General features: G+C 32.1%; 20 protein-coding genes and 1 other annotated feature. Of the genes, 1 reads left to right on the top strand and 19 read right to left on the bottom strand.

Annotated elements, in window-relative coordinates:
* Window positions 1-78: 78 nt before the first annotated feature.
* The 4 genes from FYJ81_RS01005 to FYJ81_RS00990 form a co-directional block, all read right to left on the bottom strand.
* Window positions 79-927, bottom strand: a complete 849-nt coding sequence (locus FYJ81_RS01005; RefSeq protein ID WP_154409224.1) for an aldo/keto reductase — start codon at window positions 925-927, stop codon at window positions 79-81.
* Window positions 928-1,061: 134 nt separating this feature from the next.
* On the bottom strand, window positions 1,062-1,736 hold the full coding sequence (locus FYJ81_RS13300) for a prepilin peptidase (RefSeq protein WP_369076543.1): 675 nt from the start codon (window positions 1,734-1,736) through the stop codon (window positions 1,062-1,064).
* A gap of 209 nt (window positions 1,737-1,945) precedes the next feature.
* Window positions 1,946-3,208, bottom strand: a complete 1,263-nt coding sequence (locus FYJ81_RS00995; protein ID WP_107384324.1) for a bifunctional folylpolyglutamate synthase/dihydrofolate synthase — start codon at window positions 3,206-3,208, stop codon at window positions 1,946-1,948.
* Between the two features lie 11 nt (window positions 3,209-3,219).
* The gene (locus tag FYJ81_RS00990; RefSeq protein ID WP_107384323.1) at window positions 3,220-5,850 is read right to left on the bottom strand and encodes a valine--tRNA ligase; all 2,631 of its coding nucleotides are present in this window, start codon (window positions 5,848-5,850) and stop codon (window positions 3,220-3,222) included.
* A 40-nt stretch (window positions 5,851-5,890) separates the two neighbouring features.
* Window positions 5,891-6,132 (bottom strand) — a binding site (T-box leader).
* A 58-nt stretch (window positions 6,133-6,190) separates the two neighbouring features.
* Between FYJ81_RS00990 and FYJ81_RS00985 the strand changes: the two genes are divergently transcribed.
* Window positions 6,191-6,769 carry a DNA-3-methyladenine glycosylase I gene (locus FYJ81_RS00985; RefSeq protein WP_107384322.1) on the top strand — a complete coding sequence of 193 codons (579 nt, stop codon included), beginning with the start codon at window positions 6,191-6,193 and terminating at the stop codon, window positions 6,767-6,769.
* Between the two features lie 441 nt (window positions 6,770-7,210).
* Here the strand turns inward: FYJ81_RS00985 and FYJ81_RS00980 are convergent, their stop codons facing one another.
* The 15 genes from FYJ81_RS00980 to infC all read right to left on the bottom strand — a co-directional run bounded on the left by FYJ81_RS00980 (window position 7,211) and on the right by infC (window position 21,584).
* Complete coding sequence (locus tag FYJ81_RS00980) at window positions 7,211-8,293, bottom strand: AbrB family transcriptional regulator (protein WP_107384321.1); 1,083 nt, start codon at window positions 8,291-8,293, stop codon at window positions 7,211-7,213.
* Window positions 8,294-8,518: 225 nt separating this feature from the next.
* A complete protein-coding gene (hemL, locus tag FYJ81_RS00975) occupies window positions 8,519-9,802 on the bottom strand; it encodes a glutamate-1-semialdehyde 2,1-aminomutase (protein WP_107384320.1) in 1,284 nt (427 codons plus the stop codon).
* Between the two features lie 14 nt (window positions 9,803-9,816).
* Window positions 9,817-10,794: a porphobilinogen synthase gene (hemB, locus tag FYJ81_RS00970; protein WP_107384319.1), complete on the bottom strand. Its 978-nt coding sequence runs from the start codon at window positions 10,792-10,794 to the stop codon at window positions 9,817-9,819.
* Entirely contained in the window at window positions 10,784-11,470 is a 687-nt protein-coding gene (locus tag FYJ81_RS00965) for a uroporphyrinogen-III synthase (protein WP_107384318.1), read from the bottom strand. Before FYJ81_RS00965 ends, hemB begins: the two co-directional genes overlap by 11 nt.
* 18 nt (window positions 11,471-11,488) lie before the next feature.
* Window positions 11,489-12,415 (bottom strand): hydroxymethylbilane synthase, encoded by a 927-nt coding sequence (gene hemC / locus FYJ81_RS00960; protein ID WP_107384317.1) that lies wholly within the window; start codon window positions 12,413-12,415, stop codon window positions 11,489-11,491.
* Window positions 12,416-12,464: 49 nt separating this feature from the next.
* A complete protein-coding gene (gene ccsA, locus FYJ81_RS00955) occupies window positions 12,465-13,304 on the bottom strand; it encodes a cytochrome c biogenesis protein (protein WP_107384316.1) in 840 nt (279 codons plus the stop codon).
* 21 nt (window positions 13,305-13,325) lie between these two features.
* Complete coding sequence (hemA, locus tag FYJ81_RS00950; protein ID WP_107384315.1) at window positions 13,326-14,660, bottom strand: glutamyl-tRNA reductase; 1,335 nt, start codon at window positions 14,658-14,660, stop codon at window positions 13,326-13,328.
* A 149-nt stretch (window positions 14,661-14,809) separates the two neighbouring features.
* Window positions 14,810-15,397, bottom strand: a complete 588-nt coding sequence (yihA, locus tag FYJ81_RS00945; RefSeq protein WP_107384314.1) for a ribosome biogenesis GTP-binding protein YihA/YsxC — start codon at window positions 15,395-15,397, stop codon at window positions 14,810-14,812.
* Between the two features lie 271 nt (window positions 15,398-15,668).
* Window positions 15,669-16,931: an ATP-dependent Clp protease ATP-binding subunit ClpX gene (gene clpX, locus FYJ81_RS00940; protein ID WP_019468482.1), complete on the bottom strand. Its 1,263-nt coding sequence runs from the start codon at window positions 16,929-16,931 to the stop codon at window positions 15,669-15,671.
* A gap of 186 nt (window positions 16,932-17,117) precedes the next feature.
* Complete coding sequence (gene tig, locus FYJ81_RS00935; RefSeq protein ID WP_107384313.1) at window positions 17,118-18,428, bottom strand: trigger factor; 1,311 nt, start codon at window positions 18,426-18,428, stop codon at window positions 17,118-17,120.
* A gap of 184 nt (window positions 18,429-18,612) precedes the next feature.
* Window positions 18,613-19,536 carry a hypothetical protein gene (locus FYJ81_RS00930; protein WP_107384312.1) on the bottom strand — a complete coding sequence of 308 codons (924 nt, stop codon included), beginning with the start codon at window positions 19,534-19,536 and terminating at the stop codon, window positions 18,613-18,615.
* Window positions 19,537-19,548: 12 nt separating this feature from the next.
* Window positions 19,549-20,160, bottom strand: a complete 612-nt coding sequence (locus FYJ81_RS00925; RefSeq protein ID WP_154409223.1) for an NUDIX domain-containing protein — start codon at window positions 20,158-20,160, stop codon at window positions 19,549-19,551.
* A gap of 244 nt (window positions 20,161-20,404) precedes the next feature.
* The gene (rplT, locus tag FYJ81_RS00920) at window positions 20,405-20,761 is read right to left on the bottom strand and encodes a 50S ribosomal protein L20 (RefSeq protein WP_019468478.1); all 357 of its coding nucleotides are present in this window, start codon (window positions 20,759-20,761) and stop codon (window positions 20,405-20,407) included.
* Between the two features lie 66 nt (window positions 20,762-20,827).
* A complete protein-coding gene (gene rpmI / locus FYJ81_RS00915) occupies window positions 20,828-21,028 on the bottom strand; it encodes a 50S ribosomal protein L35 (protein ID WP_019468477.1) in 201 nt (66 codons plus the stop codon).
* Between the two features lie 28 nt (window positions 21,029-21,056).
* On the bottom strand, window positions 21,057-21,584 hold the full coding sequence (gene infC, locus FYJ81_RS00910) for a translation initiation factor IF-3 (RefSeq protein WP_107384326.1): 528 nt from the start codon (window positions 21,582-21,584) through the stop codon (window positions 21,057-21,059).
* Between the last annotated feature and the right edge of the window lie 3 nt (window positions 21,585-21,587).

Genomic DNA, 21,587 nt, shown 5'->3' with positions numbered 1-21,587 from the left:
AGAAATTAGCAAAACACGAAATTTAAAAATATACTTTAAAGTGTTTTAAACTAAAATGTGAATTTATCCCTTGTTATATTATACAAATTCTTCATACTCATAAGGATTCTGTCCTTCAACACGACCATTTTCTCCTTTATCTAATGCATCTATTTTAGCTATATCTTCATCTGATAGTTTAAAATCAAGATAATTAAAGTTATCTCGTTGATGAGTATATTGTGAAGCTTTAACTACAGGGAAAACATGTTTCTGATTCACCCAATTAATAATGACTTGTGCTGTAGAACGATTATATTTTTCTGCTATTTCTTTAATTGTATTATTAGTTAACACATCATTAATCTCACGACCAAGCGGACTCCATGCCTCCGATAAAACACCACGTTTATCGTTTTCTTTGATTAATTCACTATTATTAAAGTATGGATGAATTTCTATTTGATTTGTTGCAGGCGTAAAACCTGTTGCCTCTATGATGTCATCTAAATGATCAGGCATGAAATTGGATACACCAATCGATTTTATTAATCCATATTTTTGAGCGTCTACTAATGCTTGCCAAGCTTCTACATATTTACCTTGTTTAGGATTAGGCCAATGAACTAAATATTTATCAAAATAATCTAAGCCCGTTCTATATAGTGATTCTTGTATAAGGTTAATTGCTTTATCATATTCATGAGCTGCACCAGGTAGTTTAGCACTTACATAAATTTCTTCTCTTGGAATACTAGAACGACGAATGGCTTCGCCTACCATTCCTTCATTATTATAGTTTGTGGAAGTATCAATAACTCTATAACCAAGATTCAATGCATTTTCTAATGCTTTAACACCCTTGCCACCTTGAATATTAACTGTGCCTAATGCTATATGAGGTAATATTGTACCATCATTTAATAGAAATTTTTCATTTAAACTCAATTTATAACTTCCTTTCAATATTTAACAAATTATGTTACAAATCAACCTTAAATTGATTTTAAATCATTACATATGTATTTTACCCACATATGGACTTTTTTAATCTAAATGGATGAGTGAATGAAGCATTGATATCATAAACTTCCTCCGAAAATCCTAAAATGTGATAATACTGTCTCTATACAAAAAGCTATATATATAAATGGTATAAATGGTATTTTAATTTTTCGATTTTTTGTTTTCAACACTAATATCGTAGAAAATATACTGCCTATTAAGCATGTTAGAAAGAGTACATTGATAAAAATGGAATATGGTATTAAATATGATAAAAGCGAACAAATTAATATATCACCATATCCAATAGCATTTTTGAATAAAAAATAAAATATATGTAGTAGGAGTGTGGTAATAACAAAATAATAGAGGTTACCATCAATAATAACTGCACTACTGAAAGCAAATACAAAAAATATGTGTAACGGGATAGATAAAGTTTGTATATCATAGAGAGCAAAAACAAGGAGAAATAAATATATGCATATGAAAGTGGATAACGATTTTGCGTTTGGATTAAATATCAAATATAAGGCTGATACCAATGACAATACCTCACCTAAAATATAAAGTCTACTAAGCGGTTGATTACAACATGAGGTTTTTCCTAAGAGTCTAATATAACTGAATATTGGTATGATATCTCTGTAGCTCAATTGCTTATTACAGAAATCACACTTGGATCTTGTTGCCAAATACTTTAAGTTAAATGTTTCAACAAAACATAATTGATAAAGAAAGCTAAATAACACAGGACAAACAACAAACAATATAAGCAATGAATCGCCTCCTCTTGCTTATTATAACAATACGAGTCTAGCACTTTAACAAAAACATCACTTTTCAAATAATAATAGAAAAATACAAAAAATAAAGCTAGTCTACCATTTAACAAAACCATTATATAACTTTGGTTAAGGTGCTAAATAATAACTAGCTTTATTATATTCAAATTAAATGTTTAGAAATTTACTTTAGCTTTAACTTCGCTGATGAAATACAAACTACCTGTAATAACTAAGCCCTGTCCTTCATAATTTTCAATAAATCGAACGAAATCATCCACAGTTTCTTTTTGATCAAATCGTATTTCATCGTAAATTTCTTCTTTTGTGCATGCTTTTGGAAAATCAAAATCCGTAATATACATTGTAGAAGCAATTGTTTTTAATTGATCAACCATTGCGTGAATAGGCTTTCCATTAATAGCCGCATACAATACGTCGACATTATCTAATTTATAATAGTCTTTTAACGTCTTTATAAGTGCTTCTACACTTTCCAAATTATGGGCACCATCTATAATCATCAATGGTTCATCTTTAACTTTCTCAATTCTTCCTGTCCAATTCACAGCTTCAATCCCATTAATCATTTTATTAAAATCTAATTCAACTAACCCAGATTCATTTAATTCGATTAATGCTGTAATTGCCAATGCTGCATTCTCTTTTTGATGTTCACCAAGCATATTCAAAATAAGCGTTTCTAGTTCATAATTCTTATAGCGATATGTAAATTCCTCACCTTGAGAAATCACACTAATATCTCTATCTAACTCAATACCTTCTGCATTTTGTTGTTCTACAAAATCGCGAATGATTTTAAGTGCATCTTCATTTTTCACAGCATATATGACAGGCGTTTCAGGTTTAATAATTGCACCTTTATCTTTGGCGATATCTACATATGTGTCGCCTAAAATATCAACATGATCTAAACCAATACTCGTTAAAATGCTAAGTATTGGTTTAAATACATTTGTAGAATCATTCTTTATACCTAAGCCTGCTTCAACTATTACAAAGTCAACTGGATGAATTTCTCCAAAATATAGAAACATCATCGTTGTAATAATTTCAAATTCTGTGGCTGTTCCAAGTTCTGTTTCTATTTCTAATGCTTCACTTACTGGTTTTACCTTTTGAACTAATTCTACAATGGCATCGTCGCTTATTGGTACACCATTTAAACTTATACGTTCATTAAATGTTTCTATAAAAGGAGACGTAAAGGTCCCAACTTCATATCCATTGTCAACAAGCGCTGACCTTAAATAGGCAACTGTTGACCCTTTACCATTTGTACCACCGACATGAATACCATTGATATTAAATTGTGGATTGTTTAATTTATCTAGCATCCACTCCATGCGTTTAACACCTGGTTTAATGCCAAATTTAGTTCGTTCATGTATCCAATATAAGCTGTCTAGGTAATTCATGTTAAGGACTCCTATGCTTTTAATTGATTAATTCGTTCTTGTACACCATCATATTTTTCTTGATATGTTTGTTTTTTCTCACGCTCTTCATTAATAATTTTTTCAGGCGCTTTATTAACAAAGTTTTCATTAGCTAGTTTTTTATTGACACGATCTAACTCTTTTTCCCATTTTTCGAGTTCGTTTTCTAAACGTGCAATTTCTTTATCCATGTCGATTAAACCTTCTAATGGTAATATGACTTCACCAGCAGAAGTAATTGATGTCATTGCTTTTTCAGGGATCGCTATTGTAGTTTGGATAATTAGTTCGCTTGGATGACAGAATCTATCAATATAATTTGAATTATTTAATAAAGTTTCTCGTATATTTTCATCTTTTGCTTGAATGAAAATTGGAATAGCTTTTGATAATGGCGTATCTACTTCTAGTCGAGATTGTCTTACAGATTTTATTATTTCAACAAGTTGTTGCATCGTTTCTTTACTTTCATCAAATACTAACTCATTATTTGATTTAGGCCAAGCTGCATTGACAATCGTTTCACCTTCATGTGGTAAATTTTGCCAAATTTGTTCTGTTACAAACGGCATAAATGGGTGTAACATTCTCATTGTATTATCTAGCACATAAGTTAATACAGAACGTGTAACTTGTTTTTGAGCTTCATCTTCACCGTTCATAGGTATTTTACTCATTTCTATATACCAATCACAGAATTCATCCCAAATAAAGTTATATAGAGCTCTGCCAACCTCACCAAATTCATAACGTTCACTTAAATCAGTAACTGTATCTATTGTTTCATTTAAGCGTGTTAAAATCCATTTATCTGCTAAAGATAAATTAGTTGATAAATCTACATCTTCAACTTTGAAATCGTCACCAATATTCATCAGACTAAATCTAGCAGCATTCCATATTTTATTTATAAAATTCCAGATTGATTCAACTTTTTCTGTAGAATAACGTAAATCGTGACCAGGAGATGAACCAGTAGCTAAGAAATATCTTAAACTATCTGCACCATACTCATCAATAACGTCCATTGGATCAACACCATTGCCTAATGATTTGCTCATTTTACGTCCATCTTCAGCACGCACTAACCCATGTAATAACACATCGTTAAATGGGCGTTGTCCTGTAAACTCAAGTCCTTGGAATATCATTCTAGCTACCCAGAAGAATATAATATCATAACCTGTTACAAGTACATTAGTTGGGTAATAACGTTGGAAATCTTCATTTTCAGTATCCGGCCAGCCTAATGTTGAAAATGGCCAAAGTGCACTTGAGAACCAAGTGTCTAATACATCTTCATCTTGTGTCCATTCTTCTTGATTTTGTGGTGGCTCTTCACCGACATAAATTTCTCCAGTTTCATTATGGTACCAAGCAGGTATTTGATGCCCCCACCATAACTGTCGTGAAATCGTCCAATCTCTAATTTCTTCCATCCAACGGTTGAATGTTTTTTCAAATCTATTTGGCACAAAATCGATTCTGTTATCCGTTTTTTGGTTGTTTAATGCTTGTTCAGCTAATGGTTTCATTTTAACAAACCATTGTGTAGATAGATAAGGTTCAACGACTGCACCAGAACGTTCTGAATGTCCAACAGAATGTTCATGTTCTTCAATTTTAATCACTAAATCCTGTTCGTATAAGTCTTTTACTAATGCTTCACGACATTCAAATCTATCCATACCTTGATATTTACCAGCATGTGCATTCATGTGACCAGACTCATCCATAACTGTAATACGTTCTAAATCATGGCGATTACCTATTTCAAAGTCATTTGGATCATGTGATGGTGTAACTTTCATCGCACCACTACCAAAATCGATATCCACATATTCATCTGCTAGTATTGGTAATTCTCTCCCAATTATAGGCAAAATTACAGTTTTACCTATAACATCTTTATAACGATCATCATTCGGATTCACTACGATTGCAGTATCACCTAACATCGTCTCAGGACGTGTAGTGGCTATCTCAATGAAGCCATTACCATCTGCATAAGGATATTTAAAATGATAAAACTTACCTTGTACATCCTCATGAATTACTTCTATATCAGATAAAGCAGTTCGTGCAACTGGATCCCAGTTGATGATGTATTCACCACGATAAATTAGACCTTTATTATACATATCTACAAATACTTTTTTAACTGCTTTACTAAGTCCTTCATCTAATGTAAAGCGCTCTCTACTATAATCTAAGCCTAAACCTAATTTTGCCCACTGTTGTCTAATAAAATCTGCATACTCTTCTTTCCAATCCCAAGCTTTTTCTAAGAACTTCTCTCTACCTAAATCATGGCGAGATAAACCTTCTTCTTTGAGTTTAGCTTCTACTTTAGCTTGTGTCGCTATACCAGCATGGTCCATACCTGGTAAATAAAGTGTGTCATACCCTTGCATACGCTTCATTCTTGTTATAATATCTTGTAACGTTGTATCCCAAGCATGACCTAAATGTAATTTTCCAGTTACATTTGGGGGTGGAATAACGATTGTATATGTTTCTTTTGAATGATCTTCTGCTGCTTTAAAATAGCCGTTATTGACCCACTGGTCATAACGTCCAGCTTCGACTTCGTTTGGATTATATTTGGGTTTCATTTCCATGTGTAAAATCCTCCTTAAATAAATAAAAACCCATCCTATAAAATAGGACGGGTTTTACCGTGGTACCACCTAAATTCAAGAAATTAGTATAATAATTTCAAGCACTTAAAATTATGATTAACGCTCAAACACGCTTTAACCTACTTTATTATCTCAGATTTGACAAGTTTCAGCTAAAGTTCAATGTGGGCTACCTTCAATAAGTTAAATTGTACATTTTCAGCTACCATGTACTCTCTGTTAAATTTCAGCTTATTTACTCTTCCCAGTAGACAATATTTCTTTACTTGATTATAGTATAATGGATATGAAAATAAGTCAATAAAATGGAGTGAAATTTATGAATGAATGTGCATTTGGCACTACAGATCCTGTTTACATTAATTATCACAATGAAAGTTGGGGACATCCTATATATGATAGTTTGAAACTATTTAAATTGATGGCATTAGAATCCCAACATGCTGGGCTATCTTGGTTAACTATTTTAAAGAAAAAAGAATCATATGAACAAGCATTTTATAATTTCGATCCAACGAAAATTGTAAATATGACGTCAGAAGATATTGATAGGTTAATGGAGTTTCCCAATATTGTTCATAATAGAAAAAAATTAGAGGCTATTGTCAATCAAGCAGAAGGATATTTCAAAATCGAAAAAGATTATGGCAGTTTTAGTACGTTTTTATGGTCTTATGTCGATAATAAACCACTCGATTTAGGCTATCGTCAGTCAACTGAACGAATGACAGTAGATGAGCGTGCCACGGAACTTTCTAAAAAATTAAAGCAGTATGGATTTAAGTTTTTAGGTCCAGTCACTGTCTTCTCATTTTTGGAGGCAGCAGGTCTATATAATGCTCACTTACAAGCATGCCCTTATAACCCTAACATTTACAATGGCGAAGGTTTTCATTAAAAATAAACCACTTTAATATAGTTAACGAGCAGTTGTCTCATTTATTAGATTTTATTGAATAATAGAATTGTTTTTTCCAAAAAGTGTGTGCTAAAAAATATTTTTTAAACTTGCATCAATAATTAATATAGACAGAAAACATGCACAAAAAACTGCTATCAAAGTCGCCCAGTTTATCGACAGTCTGACATGAGCTTTTGCTCATGTTTTTTAGTTTAAGCATATTCAAGTCTTTTAAAAATTAAACCGTGTCATAAGCGTATATTTAGTTTACTTTCAATCATGACGTTAAATGTATAAAAAAACCACTCCGCAGAGTGGTCAAAAGGATGAAGTACTGGAGGTACTTCGCTTATATAATATCAAAGAAAAATAAGTTGTTCAACATAATAAATATTAAATTATTGTAAAAAATCAATAGATTTTACAACGCTATATTTGCTAATCATTTTTATTACTTTCGCTTTGTCTCTCCCTAAATTTAAGAAAATAATTTAACATCGGTGCAATTAAAAATAATATAAAGAAAATTCTAAAGATATGGTAACTAGATATCATCGCGACATCTGCGCCAGTTTCAATAGCAACTAAAACAATTTGACTCATGCCTCCAGGGGCGGCACCTAGGAACAATTCGTTCACTTGATGATGTGATACGGTTGCGATAAACAAAACCATGACAAATGCTAATAATATTAATAAAATATTTTGGAATGCAATTGCTATTGCAATTCTCCCTTTCATTTGGTCTAATAACTTTGCTATTTGTATACCTATGCGAATCATATATATAATTTGTGCTGCAGCAATGATGTAATTATCTAGTGTGAAAGTCACACCAGTAAATAAGTTCCATCCTATCAGTACGAGAATAGGAGCAAGTAATTGTTTGGTTGGAAAATTTATTTTTGTCATAACAAAATAAATAACAGCTATTGCAATAATAAGTAAAGCTATATTCGGAATTGTTAAAGCCTGTGTCAAAACTTGTGTAGTTCGTCCAGTTGTTGAATGATTTCCAGAATCTTGAAAAAAATACGATATAAATGGAACTAATATAACAACAAATATGATTCTTGATGTTTGAGTTAAACTAACAACCATTATATTCGCTTTTTTATTTTCCTCTGCCATTATTAACATTTGACTCAAAGCACCGGGGATCACACTTAATATTGCCGTTTCGGTATTAACATTAGCAATTTTTTTGAAAAAATAAGCAATGATTAAAGCTAATATAAGTAACATAATTGTTATCAAAACAATCGTGAGCCAATCATCTTTGATATCAAATATGACATTTTTTGTAAAAGTAGAGCCTATTTGAACTCCTAATAGCACTAAACCAATTTGACTTAACCAAAACGGCCATCTTACATCTAAGTGTAAATAGCGTATACAAACGATACTAGCAATAATTGGTCCAAACATAAACGGCAGCAAAACATGGGCTGCATTTAGTACTAAACTAAAAATAAGCGCTAATATTAATACGATAAAATTACTTTTTAAATGCTTATTCATTTGCTCACAACTTTCTTTAGTATCGTTATATTTATATACATGACTAATTAAATTAAAAGGAGCGAGTTAGAAATCAAAATGCTTAATTTGATTTCGAATCCTCGCCCCATTTAGGTAAAAGAACTCTAAAAAGTAAATACAATTAAATGTTATTAATGAGCCCTTTAAAACACTATTTATTTTAACTAAATTGGAAATAACAATATAAATTTTAAGTGCTTAACATTAAACAATACGGCTCAATGCAGTATCAAATGCTGCTAATGTTTTTTCTATATCCGCTTCTGTATGTGCAGTAGAAAGGAATGTCCCTTCAAATTGGGAAGGTGGTAAAAATACGCCTTCTTTTGCCATTTCTCTATACATTTGACTAAACATTTCTAAATCACTTTGATTTGCTTCTTCAAAATTAGTTACCGGTCCTTCATTTAAGAAATACCCTATCATAGATCCTGCACGATTCACAGTAATGGGTACATTATGCTTTTTAAAAATATCTTTTAAGCCATTTTCTAATATATCTCCAAGTTTATTGAAGTATTCATATGACTCTGGTGTTAATTGTTTTAAAGTTTCATAACCACTTGTCATAGCTAGCGGATTTCCAGATAATGTTCCCGCTTGGTAAATATTACCTGAAGGTGCAATATGATCCATGATTTCTTTTTTACCACCAAATGCTGCTGCAGGTAATCCTCCACCTATGACTTTACCAAGACAAGTTAAATCAGGCATCACATTAAAGTAACCTTGTGCACAATGATATCCCACTCTAAAACCAGTCATAACTTCATCAAATATTAATAACGAACCATATTCATTTGTGATATCTCTCAAGCCTTGTAAGAATCCTTCTACTGGTGGAACAACACCCATATTACCCGCTACAGGTTCAACGATAACACCAGCAATGTCATCACCAAATTCTTCAAAAGCTACTTTTATTGACGCTAAGTCATTATATGGTACTGAAATTGTATTTTTTGCAATACCTTCTGGAACACCTGGAGAATCAGGTAATCCTAAAGTAGCAACGCCAGACCCTGCTTTGATTAAAAGTGAATCACTATGACCATGATAACATCCTGTAAATTTCACTATTTTATTTCTACCAGTATAGCCTCTTGCTAAACGTAATGTATCCAGTGTCGCTTCTGTACCTGAAGATACCATGCGTAGTTTTTCAATGGAAGGTACACGATCGATAACTAGTTCTGCTAACTTATTTTCAATTAAAGTTGAAGCGCCAAAACTTGTACCATTATCAACAGCTTCATGTAAGCTTTCATTTACTTGTTTGTTTTTATGACCTAAAATTAATGGTCCCCAACTTAAAACATAATCAATATATTCATTGCCATCGATATCGTATATTTTTGAACCTTCACCATGATCCATAAAAATCGCCGGCGTATCTACAGATTTAAATGCTCTAACTGGACTATTTACACCACCTGGCATTAGATTTTCAGCTGTCTTCATTGCTTCTATAGAATTATTATATCCCATTTAAAATTGCCTCCTTATTGTTCATCAATATATCTACAAATATCTTTAGAGAAATACGTGATAATCATGTCCGCTCCTGCACGTTTCATTGAAATCATCTGTTCCATCACAACTTGTTTTTCATCAATCCATCCATTAAGTGCAGCTGCTTTCGTCATGCTATATTCACCACTTACATTATATGCAATTACCGGAACATTTGTCGTATTACGAACATCTCTAATAATGTCTAAAAAACTCAAAGCAGGTTTAACAATCATCATGTCTGCACCTTCATGTAAATCACTTTCAAGCTCTCTTAGTGCTTCTCTTCTATTTGCTGGATCCATTTGGTACGTTTTTCTATCTCCAAATTGTGGTGCAGATTCAGCAGCATCACGGAATGGACCGAAAAAGCTAGAAGCATATTTAATACCATAACTCATGATTGGTATATTGTAATAACCAGCATCATCTAAACCTGCTCTAATTTCTGCTACGAAACCGTCCATCATATTACTAGGCGCAATGATATCGGCACCAGCTTCCACTTGTGAGATAGCAGTTTTCACTAGCAATGGTAAAGATTTATCGTTGTCTACATCATTTGTTTTTTCATTAATAACACCACAATGACCATGATCTGTATATTCACATAAACAAGTGTCTGCGACAACGAGCAAGTCACTGTACATTGCTTTGGCTTTTCTAGTAGCTTCTTGAACAATGCCATTATGATCATAAGCACCTGTACCAACAGCATCTTTTTCATTGGGTACACCGAAGAACATTATTCCTCTAATTCCTAAATCATATGCTTCTTTAATTTCTTCATCAAGCAAGTTTAAACTGAGTTGATACACACCTGGCATTGATTTTATTTCTTCTTTAACATTATCTCGTTCTACAACGAAAATAGGATAAATTAAATCTTCTTTGTGTACATGTGTTTCACGAACCATGTCTCTCATAGATTTACTACTACGTAATCTTCTGTGTCTATCAAATTGCATCATTTTCCCAACTTTCTTCAACTTTATTTATTAACGAATCTAATGTTTGAATATTTGATATTGCCGCATCATAACCATATTGCTTTATAGTGTCTAAGGTTTGTTGTCCTATGACGTAATACTGATTAAATTGCGGTGTTTCACTTTGTTCAAAAAAATATCTTACTGCAGATGAACTAGCAAATGTAATAACATCTAACTCATTATTTCTTATCATATGCTTAACATCTTCAATATTTTTAGTATGTGGTACTGGGCGATATAAATCAATTTTACAAACTTGATAACCTCGTTGACTTAAACTTTTTTGCAATAAAGGCCGTGCATAAGCACTTGAGGGTATTAAAATTTTGCTGTTTTTTGAAGTTTGAAAGCATTTAAGAAACCCTTCTTGTGAGTAATCTGAAGGATAAAATAACACATCTAAACCCAATGATTTACAATAGTCTGCAGTTTTGGCACCTATCGCAGCGAAATTTTTAACTTTCACTTGTGATAAAAATGGTTGGAAATATTTCACTGCATTTTTAGACGAAAAAATAAGCCAGTCATAGTCGACATCTAATAAATTTAAATCAAATGATAAAGGCTCTACATCTATAAATGGTTTGTGTAGAATAAGCTTATCATTTTGTTTAAATTTAGAAGTTTGTGTCATAACTATAACTGGTCTCATTATTTTCACCTCGAACGATTATTGTTCTTCGTTTAGCGCTTTAATTATTTCATATGCACCCTGTGCATTTAAGACTTCTGTTACTTTTTCACCAAGTTCTACAGGATCAGTCCCACGTTCGGTTTGTTCGTAACGTTCTTTACCGTCAGGTGACATAATTAGTCCTGTGAATTCTATTGTACCATCACTATTTTTACTAGCATAGCCCCCTATAGGTACTTGGCAACTACCATTCATACGTTCTAAAAACGTGCGCTCTGCAGTTACACAATCTGCAACATCATGATTGTGGACTTTAGCAAGAAGTTCTAGCAACTCCTTGTCATCTGACCGACATTCTATACCTAAGGCCCCTTGACCTATCGCAGGTATCAAAGTACGCTCGTCTAAATATGAAGTGACGATATCATCAGACCAACCCATACGTTTTAGCCCAGCTGCAGCTAATAATATGGCATCGTAATCTTCATTATTTAATTTACTCAATCGTGTATCAATATTACCGCGAATCCATTTTATTTGTAAATGTGGATATTTTGCAAGTATTTGCGCACCACGTCTTAACGAACTAGTACCAACAATACTTTGCTTTGGTAGTTCTTCTAGTGGAATATGATTTTTAGCAATGTACGCATCATATGGATTTTCTCTGTCAGGTATGCAACCTAAAGTCAATCCATCTGGAATCACACTTGGGACATCTTTTAAGGAATGAATTGCCATATCAATTTCTTCATTAAATAAAGCATTTTGAATTTCTTTAACAAACAGACCTTTTCCGCCCACTTTAGATAATTGTTTATCTATAATTCGATCGCCTTTTGTTACGATTTCCTTTATTTCCACTTCTAAACTTGGATCTACTGATTTTAATTTATCAATAAATTGTTTACTTTGCGTTAAAGCTAACTTACTTCTTCGTGAACCTACTACTAATTTACGCATCATGCGCATCCTCCTAGAAACAAGTCTATTCATTCAACTAAATTACACTTCAATAAATACCTGTCCATTGATGAAAATCAGATATATGTGAAGCAAAAAATAAATTAATCATACTAAGACAAAACAATAAGATATTAAAGTAAATTAATTTATGCTTAGTTAGTATTTTTTTAACTCTAAAAATCAAATAAATTCCATATAGCAATGTTATGACTGATGACATAATAACTTTAGGGTCTATAATGATGTTTACACCTAAAGTATTAAATCCCCATTGCGCGCCTAGTACAATGCTTAATATTATGAAAATAAAACCGATTAAACTACTGTAGAATACCACTTGTTCAAGTGTGGCCACACTACCAATTCTAAAATATTTCTGGTCAAATCGTTTTTGTTTCAAATTATTATATTGTATTAAATACAAGATACAATTTACAAAAGCAAAAGCAAATAATGCGTAACTAATTACTGCCAAACTAATATGCACTATAAGCAATTCATTGATAATATTGAGTTTTTCACCGGTACTTTGATAATGCATAGGTTGGAATGTGTTGATTGCAATGAATAAAAAACCAATCATATTAAATAAAAATATGGATAAGTTTATTTGTTTAATCACATTGATAACTATGGAAATAGAAATAATAAGCCATGCTAACGCAAAAAACACATCAAATATATTCCCTAACGGAATTTGCTTCGTTACATTTACATATAAAGATAAAGAGACTGTTTGTAACATCCAAACAATCCCTAATGAAACAAAACCAATCATTTTAATTCTATGATGTTTTTTCAAAAAATCATAAAAATAACAAGCAATGCTAAATAAATAAATTAATAATATAAGTTCATTTAATCTAATGAACGAAAATTCTTGCATATCATCACCATTTGCATTTGCTTATTCAAAACTAAAAATTTGACTTGTCGTAGCTACATTACTTTTTTTCTTTTTTGGTTTATAGGCTTGTTCAGCTTCAATGTCAAAAATGTTTTGAAATAGCTCTAATTTTTCGTTACTTTTTTTGTCACTACTCAACTCTTTCGCTTGCTTAATAGGATCTTTTAACATTTGGTTAATGATACTTTTTGTATGTTTTGATATTATTTTACGTTCTCTTTCTGTTAAACCAGGAAGTTTTCGATCAATACTACTCATTGTATCTTCTTGAATATCCATCGCTTTTTCTCTAAGTGCACGAATAACAGGAACAACACCTAACATATTAACCCATTCATTATGTGCTTCAATTTCTGCTGGAATTCTTTGTAAAATTTCGTCAGCCGCATTTTGACGTTGTTTTAAGTTAGCATCCACTAAGCCTTTCAAATCGTCAACATCATAATTAAAGACATCTTGATGTGTATCAATGCCTGGTTCAATATCTCTTGGGACCGCAATATCAATCAATACGAGTGAATCATTTTTCCGTTGTGATTGAATAGAAGCCATCATGCTATTTGTAATGATATATTCATCTGAACTCGTTGAACTGATCACAATATCCGCATGTGCCAAAAGTTGTGGTAGTGCCTCCATAGATTCATACTTAACATTATGTGAGATTGCTAATTTCTGTGCTTTACTGACAGTCCTATTAACGATTGTCACATCAGTTACATCTGAACCAATCAAATTTAAGAGTGACAGCTCACTCATATCCCCTGCACCAATTATCAATGCGCTTTTATTATTAATTTTGCCAAATACTTTCTTACTAAGTTCAACTGCTGCATATGAAACACTCACTGCATTATCTGCAATATCTGTTTCATTATGTGCTTTTTTCGCGAAAGTAATCGCTTGTTTAAATAGATGATTAAATATAGTACCAGTTGTATCTTCTTCTTGAGCGATAAAGAATGCATCTCTAATTTGTCCAAGAATTTGAGTTTCTCCTAATACTACAGAATCTAATCCAGAAGTAACTTGCAATAAATGTTTTACTGCTGCGTCCCCCACTGTTACTTCAGTTATTTGTTTAATCTCTTCTACATCAAATCCAAAATTTCTCGCTAAAAAACGTTGAATATAATAGCGACCCGTATGAATTTGATCAACAACCGCATATACTTCTGTACGATTACATGTTGATAATATTACATTTTCTAAAATAGATTTAGTTTCAAATAAATCAACATTAGCTGAACGTATGGCATCATCTTTAAAAGCAACTTGTTCTCTCAGTGCTACATCTGCTGTACGATGATTAATGCTTATCGCAATTAAATGCATTTATAACGCCCTCCATACATATTACAATAAGTAAATTATAACACAATTATCATTTGAGTTAAGCATCTTGCGCACGTAAATTAGAAATATTCTAATTTACATTCAAATAGTTGTCATAATTTATACAATTTAAAGACCTTTTAAGCTTTTTATAAATATTTTTCAATTATATTCCAGACTTGTTGTTGTTTATTCGCTTGGATAGAAGAATAACTTATAATTTCATCCTCAGGTTCCATTTCAAGCTTTCGTTGAACATTAGCCAAATGTTTCTGTACTTTGCCTTTAGCAATTTTATCCTCTTTTGTAGCGATCACTAATGTCGGAATATCAAAATACTTCAAATAATTATACATTAAAATATCGTCTTCAGTCGGATTATGTCTCAAATCGACAAGCTGAATGACAAGCTTTAAAGATGTTCTTTGAGAAATATATTTTTCAATCATTTTTCCAAATGCTTCACGCTGCTTTTTACTTACTTTTGCATAACCGTAGCCTGGCACATCTACAAATACCAGTTGGTTATCAATGTTATAAAAATTGAGTGTTTGCGTTTTACCTGGTTGTTGTGAAGTTCTTGCCATATTTTTTCGTCCAATCATACTATTGATAAAGGATGATTTACCAACGTTAGAGCGACCACTAAGACCAACTTCACTTAATCCAGTTTCTGGATATTGTTCGGGCTTTACCGCACTTATTAATAATTCAATTTCATTAGGATTTATTTTCATTCCCGACCCTCTTTTCTATTAAAGTCACTTCATTATTATATTACACAATTTCACATATTTATATGTATTTTTATATGATTTATACTGCTTTTAAAAAGAAAGAGGCTAAGACATATTAAAAATGTCTCAGCCTCGTAGTTTGAATTTTTAACGTTGACGCATTTGAAATTTTGATAATTATAGTTTATATCAACGTTAATCTAACCTTGCAGGACAACCAATACTCATAAAATGATGCGTTGGCTTTGGCCCTTATTTCAAAACTGTTTTGTTAAGCAGAAGTTTGTTCCTTATTTACAAGGTTGCCTTCTTTATCGTATAGTTCAGGATCTTTTTCTTCATTAATTGTTTCTTCTGTAATTACTACTTTCACAACACCATCAGAAGATGGAACATCGTACATAATATCAATCAATGCTTCTTCAATAATTGAACGTAATCCACGTGCACCTGTTTTACGCTCGATCGCTTTATTACTAATTGCAGACAACGCTTCGTCTGTAAATTCTAATTCTACATCATCAAGTTCTAACATTTTTGTATATTGTTTTACTAAAGCATTTTTTGGTTGCGTTAAAATATTTTTTAATGCATCTACATCTAATGTCTCTAAATTAGCAACAATAGGTACACGACCAATAAATTCTGGAATCAGACCATATGATTGTAAATCTTCAGGTCTAATTTGTTCTAAGATAGCATCTTCATCATATTTAGATGCTTCACTACTAGAAAAACCAATTACTTTTTCACCAAGTCTACGTTTGATTACTTCATCAATACCATCAAATGCACCACCTAGTACAAATAAGATGTTTGTAGTATCAATTTGAATTAATTCTTGGTTTGGATGTTTACGTCCGCCTTGTGGTGGCACACTAGCAGTCGTACCTTCAAGAATTTTCAATAGCGCTTGTTGTACACCTTCACCAGAAACATCTCTTGTAATAGATGTGTTTTCAGATTTTCTAGCGATTTTATCAATTTCATCGACATAAATAATACCTTTTTCTGCTTTATCTATATCAAAATCAGCTGCTTGAATTAAGCGAAGCAATATATTTTCAACGTCATCGCCAACATATCCGGCTTCAGTTAAACTCGTAGCGTCTGCGATTGCAAAAGGTACGTTTAATGTTTTAGCTAAAGTTTGGGCTAAAAGGGTTTTACCGCTACCTGTTGGACCAATTAAGGCAACATTACTTTTTTGTAATTCTACGTCATCTTCATTTGGACCTAAATTTTGAACACGTTTATAATGATTATATACTGCGACAGCTAAAGATTTTTTAGCTTTTTCTTGTCCAATAACATAATCATTTAATTGGTCCATAATTTCTTTAGGAGTTGGTAATTCTGTTAGTCCTTCTGATTCTGATTGAGCTAATTCTTCTTCAACAATTTCTGAGCATAGCTCAATACATTCATTACAAATGTATACGCCACTTCCTGCGACTAATTTTTTAACTTGGTCTTGATCTTTACCACAGAAAGAGCATTTTAAATTTTCTTCATCTTCATTGAATTTGAACATTCTATTTACACCCCTATTCCCTAAAGACTATACTAGATAGCATTTTAATATGCAACTTGAATAAATCTCAAGTTTTTTGCACAAAACATTGTAGCAGACACATTAATTGAATGCATCTGCTACTAGTTTACAATATTAAACAACTATTCTTTGTTTCTACAAACAATATGCTTGAGATATTTTTAATTATGCTTCTGAGTCATCTTTAGATGGTTCTACTAATTTCGCTTCTTCTACTAACATATCGATAACTTTTTGGATACGCACATCATTTTTAACGATGTCAGTACTGCCAAGCGTTTGTTTAATATCTTCTACAGATATATTAAACTGTTCACTCATTTTTTCTAATTCTTTATCGATGTCAGCATCAGATACTTCAACTTCTTCAGCATCAGCAATCGCAGTTAATGTTAAGTTTGTTTTAACGCGTTCTTCAGCATCATCTTTCATTTGTTCTCTTAATTGTGACTCATCTTGTCCAGAAATTTGGAAATAAGTTTCTAAATTAAGACCTTGTTGTTGCATACGTTGTCCAAATTCTTGAACCATGCGGTCTAACTCAGTTTTAATCATCGCTTCTGGAACGTCAATTGTTGTATTATTCGTAGCTTTGTTGATAGCTTCTTCTTTTTGAGTATTTTCAGCGTCTGTTGCTTTTTGTTCAGCTAAACGTTTACGTACGTTTTCTTTATACTCATCAACTGAGTTAGCTTCAGCATCTAATTCGTTTGCAATTTCATCATTTAATTCTGGAACGTCTTTATATTTAATTTCATTAACTTTTGTTTTGAATGTTGCTTCTTTACCAGCTAATTCTTCAGCATGGTATTCTTCTGGGAATGTTACATTAACATCTTTTTCTTCACCAGCTTTAACACCAACCAATTGTTCTTCAAAACCTGGAATGAATGATCCTGAACCAATTTCAAGGTCATAGCCTTCAGCTTGTCCACCTTCAAATTGTTCATCATCTACATAACCATCAAAATCAATGTTTACAGTATCACCGTTTTCAACTGCACCATCTTCTTTAACAACCATTTCTGCTAAATGTCCAAGTTGATGATCGATTGATTCTTGTACTTCTTCTTCAGTTAATTCAGTATCTTGTTTTTCAATTTCTAAACCTTTGTAATCACCAAGCTCAACTTCAGGTTCAACTACAACATTTGCTTCAAAAGTCATGTCTTCACCTTTTTCAATTGATGTTACATTGATTTCTGGTTGATCAACTGGTTTAATGCCAGTTTCGTCAATAGCTTCACCATATGCTTCTGGTAATAAGATATCAACTGCATCTTGATACAATGCTTCTACACCAAAGCGTTGTTCAAAAATTTGGCGAGGTACTTTCCCTTTACGGAATCCTGGCACATTAATTTGTTTAACCACTTTTTTGAAAGCTTGATCAATTGCTTTGTCTACTTTTTCTGCTGGAACAGTAACAGATAAAACGCCTTCGTTACCTTCCTTTTTTTCCCAAGTTGCTGTCATGTATAAAAACCTCCATGATTATCCTATTTTATTTTTTCAACTTCATTATTATAGCAAACGTCAAAGCTCGACACAAATTATGAATTTTATATGAATAATAAATAAAAAGTTGAAATTTATTTTAATTTTTTATTGCCTCTTAACATCATTACCCACTTTTCATATGAGTTAATGATAAAACAACCTATTTTCCTTTATCTAGTGACACGATGAATGCAAGCACATGATTCGTTTCATCAAGACTTTCTAAACCGACCATAGATTTGAAATAATTTGTGTAACCTTCTATCCAAGCTTGCTTAGTTGCAATGTTTTCAACATTTAATGGATAGAGTAAAATGGCATGATTATTCAGCAAATGAAGTGCTTCCTCTACAAGTTGTGCTGCACCATCTTCAAGTTGTTTTAGTACGTTAGGTATGATTTCAGTTTTGAATAAAGTTTGTTCTAATCCTTCAAGATTACGTGGAATCACATTGATTTCATATCCGTATTTATGAATAGAAATCGTTTGATCATTTTTTGCAAAGCGCAAGTATTCCAACATAATACTTACGACATTTGGTGCTAGTGCTAACGCATTCAACAAATGAATGACTGTTTCTTGATAACGATATTGACTATGGTCTATGAGCGTCAACATAATATTAACTTGTTCTTTAAGTGTTAATGTATCAAAATTTTGTAGCATTTGAGCTGCATGTTCATTATGTTTATCAATTTGGCTTAATGCAAATTCCTTGATTGGAAACAGTTCCATTCTAGTTTTATGATCATTAACCTCATCTATGATTTGGTTAATGATTTCGACGACTTCAAAATATTGCCCCAAGCCATTTAAACTTTTTACATAGTAAATCATTAAATCATCATAGTTGGACATACCTTGTTTTAATAAAATGATTGCTTCTTCACGTAATTCTAAATAATGTTCCATTTTAAAAAGCATCGCACATTTTAAAAGCGCCATTTGTTCATCAAGTTCGAATTGAGCTTCTAATGACTCAAACAAATCATAGGCTTGCGCTAAATTATTTTCATTAAAAGCTTGCTTAATTTCTCTAATCAACTTTTCTTTTGATCGTGGAAATGGAATGATATCAGACATTGATCAACACCTCTATTGTATTGCCTGTAAAATGAGTGCACTCCATGTTTCAAAGTCATCATAATTATCTATCTTATTATGATTGACCCATTTAATTTTTAAAGTATCTGTCTCTTTTGATTCTACATCATTACTATTAACATTTATCTTAAATACAACACCTAAATGAACTTCACCGACTTCATTTGTATCATCGTTGATAAAGCCTATGTATGCTAAATTTTGTGATTTACTTTCAGAAAGTCCTACTTCTTCATTTAATTCTCTCTGAGCATTCACTCTGAGCACTTCATTAATAGATTCGGCCCCTTTAACGTCATTCATATGACCACCGACACCGATTGAAGATTGCCCGTGTAAACGTGTTTCTCCACCACCAGATAGACGTTCATAAACCAAAATTTCATCGTGTTCATTTTCTAATATGCAATATGAAATAAGTTGTTTATAACTTGGATTTTCCTCCATATCACCACGACGTTTAATTTCATAATTCGATAGTGTTTCAAAAATGTCTTGTCCTTTATTTGAATTTTTATCTAAAAATCCATTAAACTGATTATTTTCATTATCAAATAAAATTTTTCTTGGTACGACTGTAATCATTTCATCAAATTTAGACATTAGTTTCTCCTTCATGTGTGACTTCTTTGTTATTTTATCAAAACATTTAAGTATCTCAAAATAATACTAATGTCAAAGCTCTAACCAGCAGTGAAATTTTTAATCATCTCATATTCCAATCTCTGAGTTAAAAATAATTATTATATTGGTATTCGCTCAAGCCTCTCTATTTTAAAGTACTTACGCTTTGCTAATACCACATAAAAGCCTGAGACAATATGGTGTCCCAGGCTTTATTTTAAAATTATTTTAAAGCTTCTTTAGCTTTAGCTACTAATTCACCGAAAGCTTTGTCATCTGAAATTGCGATTTCAGAAAGCATTTTACGGTTAACGTCGATATCAGCTTTTTTCAAGCCGTTCATTAATCTTGAATAACTCATATCATGTTGACGTGCTGCAGCATTAATACGTGTAATCCATAATTTACGGAAGTCACGTTTTCTTTGACGACGGTCACGGAAAGCGTATTGTCCTGATTTCATTACTTGTTGTTTTGCAACTTTGTATAATGTGCGTTTCGCACCGAAGTAACCTTTAGCTAATTTAATCGTCTTTTTACGACGAGCTCTTGTTACTGTTCCACCTTTTACTCGTGGCATAATAAATTCCTCCTTAAAATGTGTACATGCTTAATATTTTCGTTATTTCTCACGCTAACTCGTTAATTATTTTTTATAAGATAATAATTGTTTTACACGTTTCATGTCTGATTTGTGTACTAATGAAGCTTTACGTAATTTACGTTTTTGTTTAGTCGTTTTATTTGCAAACATATGTGAAGTAAAAGCTCTTGAACGTTTTAATTGACCTGAAGCAGTTCTTTTAACACGTTTAGCAGCTCCACGGTGTGTTTTCATTTTAGGCATGATTCATTTCCTCCTGTATTATCTAGTATTATTTTTCATTTATCGGGTTAAGCATAATGAACATTTGACGGCCGTCCATTTTAGGTCTTTGCCCAATAGTTGCGATATCTTTACATTCTTCAGCGAATTTTTCTAAAACTCGTTGACCAATTTCTTTATGCGTAATCGCACGTCCTCTGAAGCGAATAGAAACTTTACATTTATCGCCTTTTTCTAAGAACTTACGTCCATTTTTCAATTTAGTTTGGAAATCATGTTCCTCAATTGTTGGACTTAAGCGAATTTCTTTAAGGTTAATTGTTTTTTGTTTCTTCTTCATTTCTTTTTCTTTTTTCTGTTGTTCGAATCTGTATTTACCGTAATCCATAATTCTTGCAACAGGTGGTTTAGCATTTGGAGCCATTAAGACTACATCTAAACCTACTCTTTCAGCCATTTCTAGGGCTTCGGATTTTGATTTAACACCAATTTGTTCTCCATCTTGCCCTATCAAACGTAATTCTTTTGCGCGAATCTTTTCGTTAACTTGAGTCTGATCTTTTGCTATGGTTGACACCTC

Source organism: Staphylococcus sp. McC-251-APC-3A2 (genome assembly GCF_009695665.1).
In the GTDB taxonomy this organism is placed as follows: Bacteria; Bacillota; Bacilli; order Staphylococcales; family Staphylococcaceae; genus Staphylococcus; species Staphylococcus cohnii.
The sequence above is the reverse complement of the archived record's forward strand: the minus strand, read 5'-3'. Positions and strand labels throughout refer to the sequence as shown.

Excerpts from the sequence above, each read along its gene's own strand:
- FYJ81_RS00995 (WP_107384324.1), bottom strand. The coding sequence starts at position 3,208 with ATGAATTACCTAGACAGCTTATATTGGATACATGAACGAACTAAATTT.
- FYJ81_RS00990 (WP_107384323.1), bottom strand. The coding sequence starts at position 5,850 with ATGGAAATGAAACCCAAATATAATCCAAACGAAGTCGAAGCTGGACGT.
- FYJ81_RS00985 (WP_107384322.1), top strand. The coding sequence starts at position 6,191 with ATGAATGAATGTGCATTTGGCACTACAGATCCTGTTTACATTAATTAT.
- FYJ81_RS00980 (WP_107384321.1), bottom strand. The coding sequence starts at position 8,293 with ATGAATAAGCATTTAAAAAGTAATTTTATCGTATTAATATTAGCGCTT.
- hemL (WP_107384320.1), bottom strand. The coding sequence starts at position 9,802 with ATGGGATATAATAATTCTATAGAAGCAATGAAGACAGCTGAAAATCTA.
- hemB (WP_107384319.1), bottom strand. The coding sequence starts at position 10,794 with ATGCAATTTGATAGACACAGAAGATTACGTAGTAGTAAATCTATGAGA.
- FYJ81_RS00965 (WP_107384318.1), bottom strand. The coding sequence starts at position 11,470 with ATGAGACCAGTTATAGTTATGACACAAACTTCTAAATTTAAACAAAAT.
- hemC (WP_107384317.1), bottom strand. The coding sequence starts at position 12,415 with ATGCGTAAATTAGTAGTAGGTTCACGAAGAAGTAAGTTAGCTTTAACG.
- ccsA (WP_107384316.1), bottom strand. The coding sequence starts at position 13,304 with ATGCAAGAATTTTCGTTCATTAGATTAAATGAACTTATATTATTAATT.
- hemA (WP_107384315.1), bottom strand. The coding sequence starts at position 14,660 with ATGCATTTAATTGCGATAAGCATTAATCATCGTACAGCAGATGTAGCA.
- yihA (WP_107384314.1), bottom strand. The coding sequence starts at position 15,397 with ATGAAAATAAATCCTAATGAAATTGAATTATTAATAAGTGCGGTAAAG.
- clpX (WP_019468482.1), bottom strand. The coding sequence starts at position 16,931 with ATGTTCAAATTCAATGAAGATGAAGAAAATTTAAAATGCTCTTTCTGT.
- tig (WP_107384313.1), bottom strand. The coding sequence starts at position 18,428 with ATGACAGCAACTTGGGAAAAAAAGGAAGGTAACGAAGGCGTTTTATCT.
- FYJ81_RS00930 (WP_107384312.1), bottom strand. The coding sequence starts at position 19,536 with ATGTCTGATATCATTCCATTTCCACGATCAAAAGAAAAGTTGATTAGA.
- FYJ81_RS00925 (WP_154409223.1), bottom strand. The coding sequence starts at position 20,160 with ATGTCTAAATTTGATGAAATGATTACAGTCGTACCAAGAAAAATTTTA.
- rplT (WP_019468478.1), bottom strand. The coding sequence starts at position 20,761 with ATGCCACGAGTAAAAGGTGGAACAGTAACAAGAGCTCGTCGTAAAAAG.
- rpmI (WP_019468477.1), bottom strand. The coding sequence starts at position 21,028 with ATGCCTAAAATGAAAACACACCGTGGAGCTGCTAAACGTGTTAAAAGA.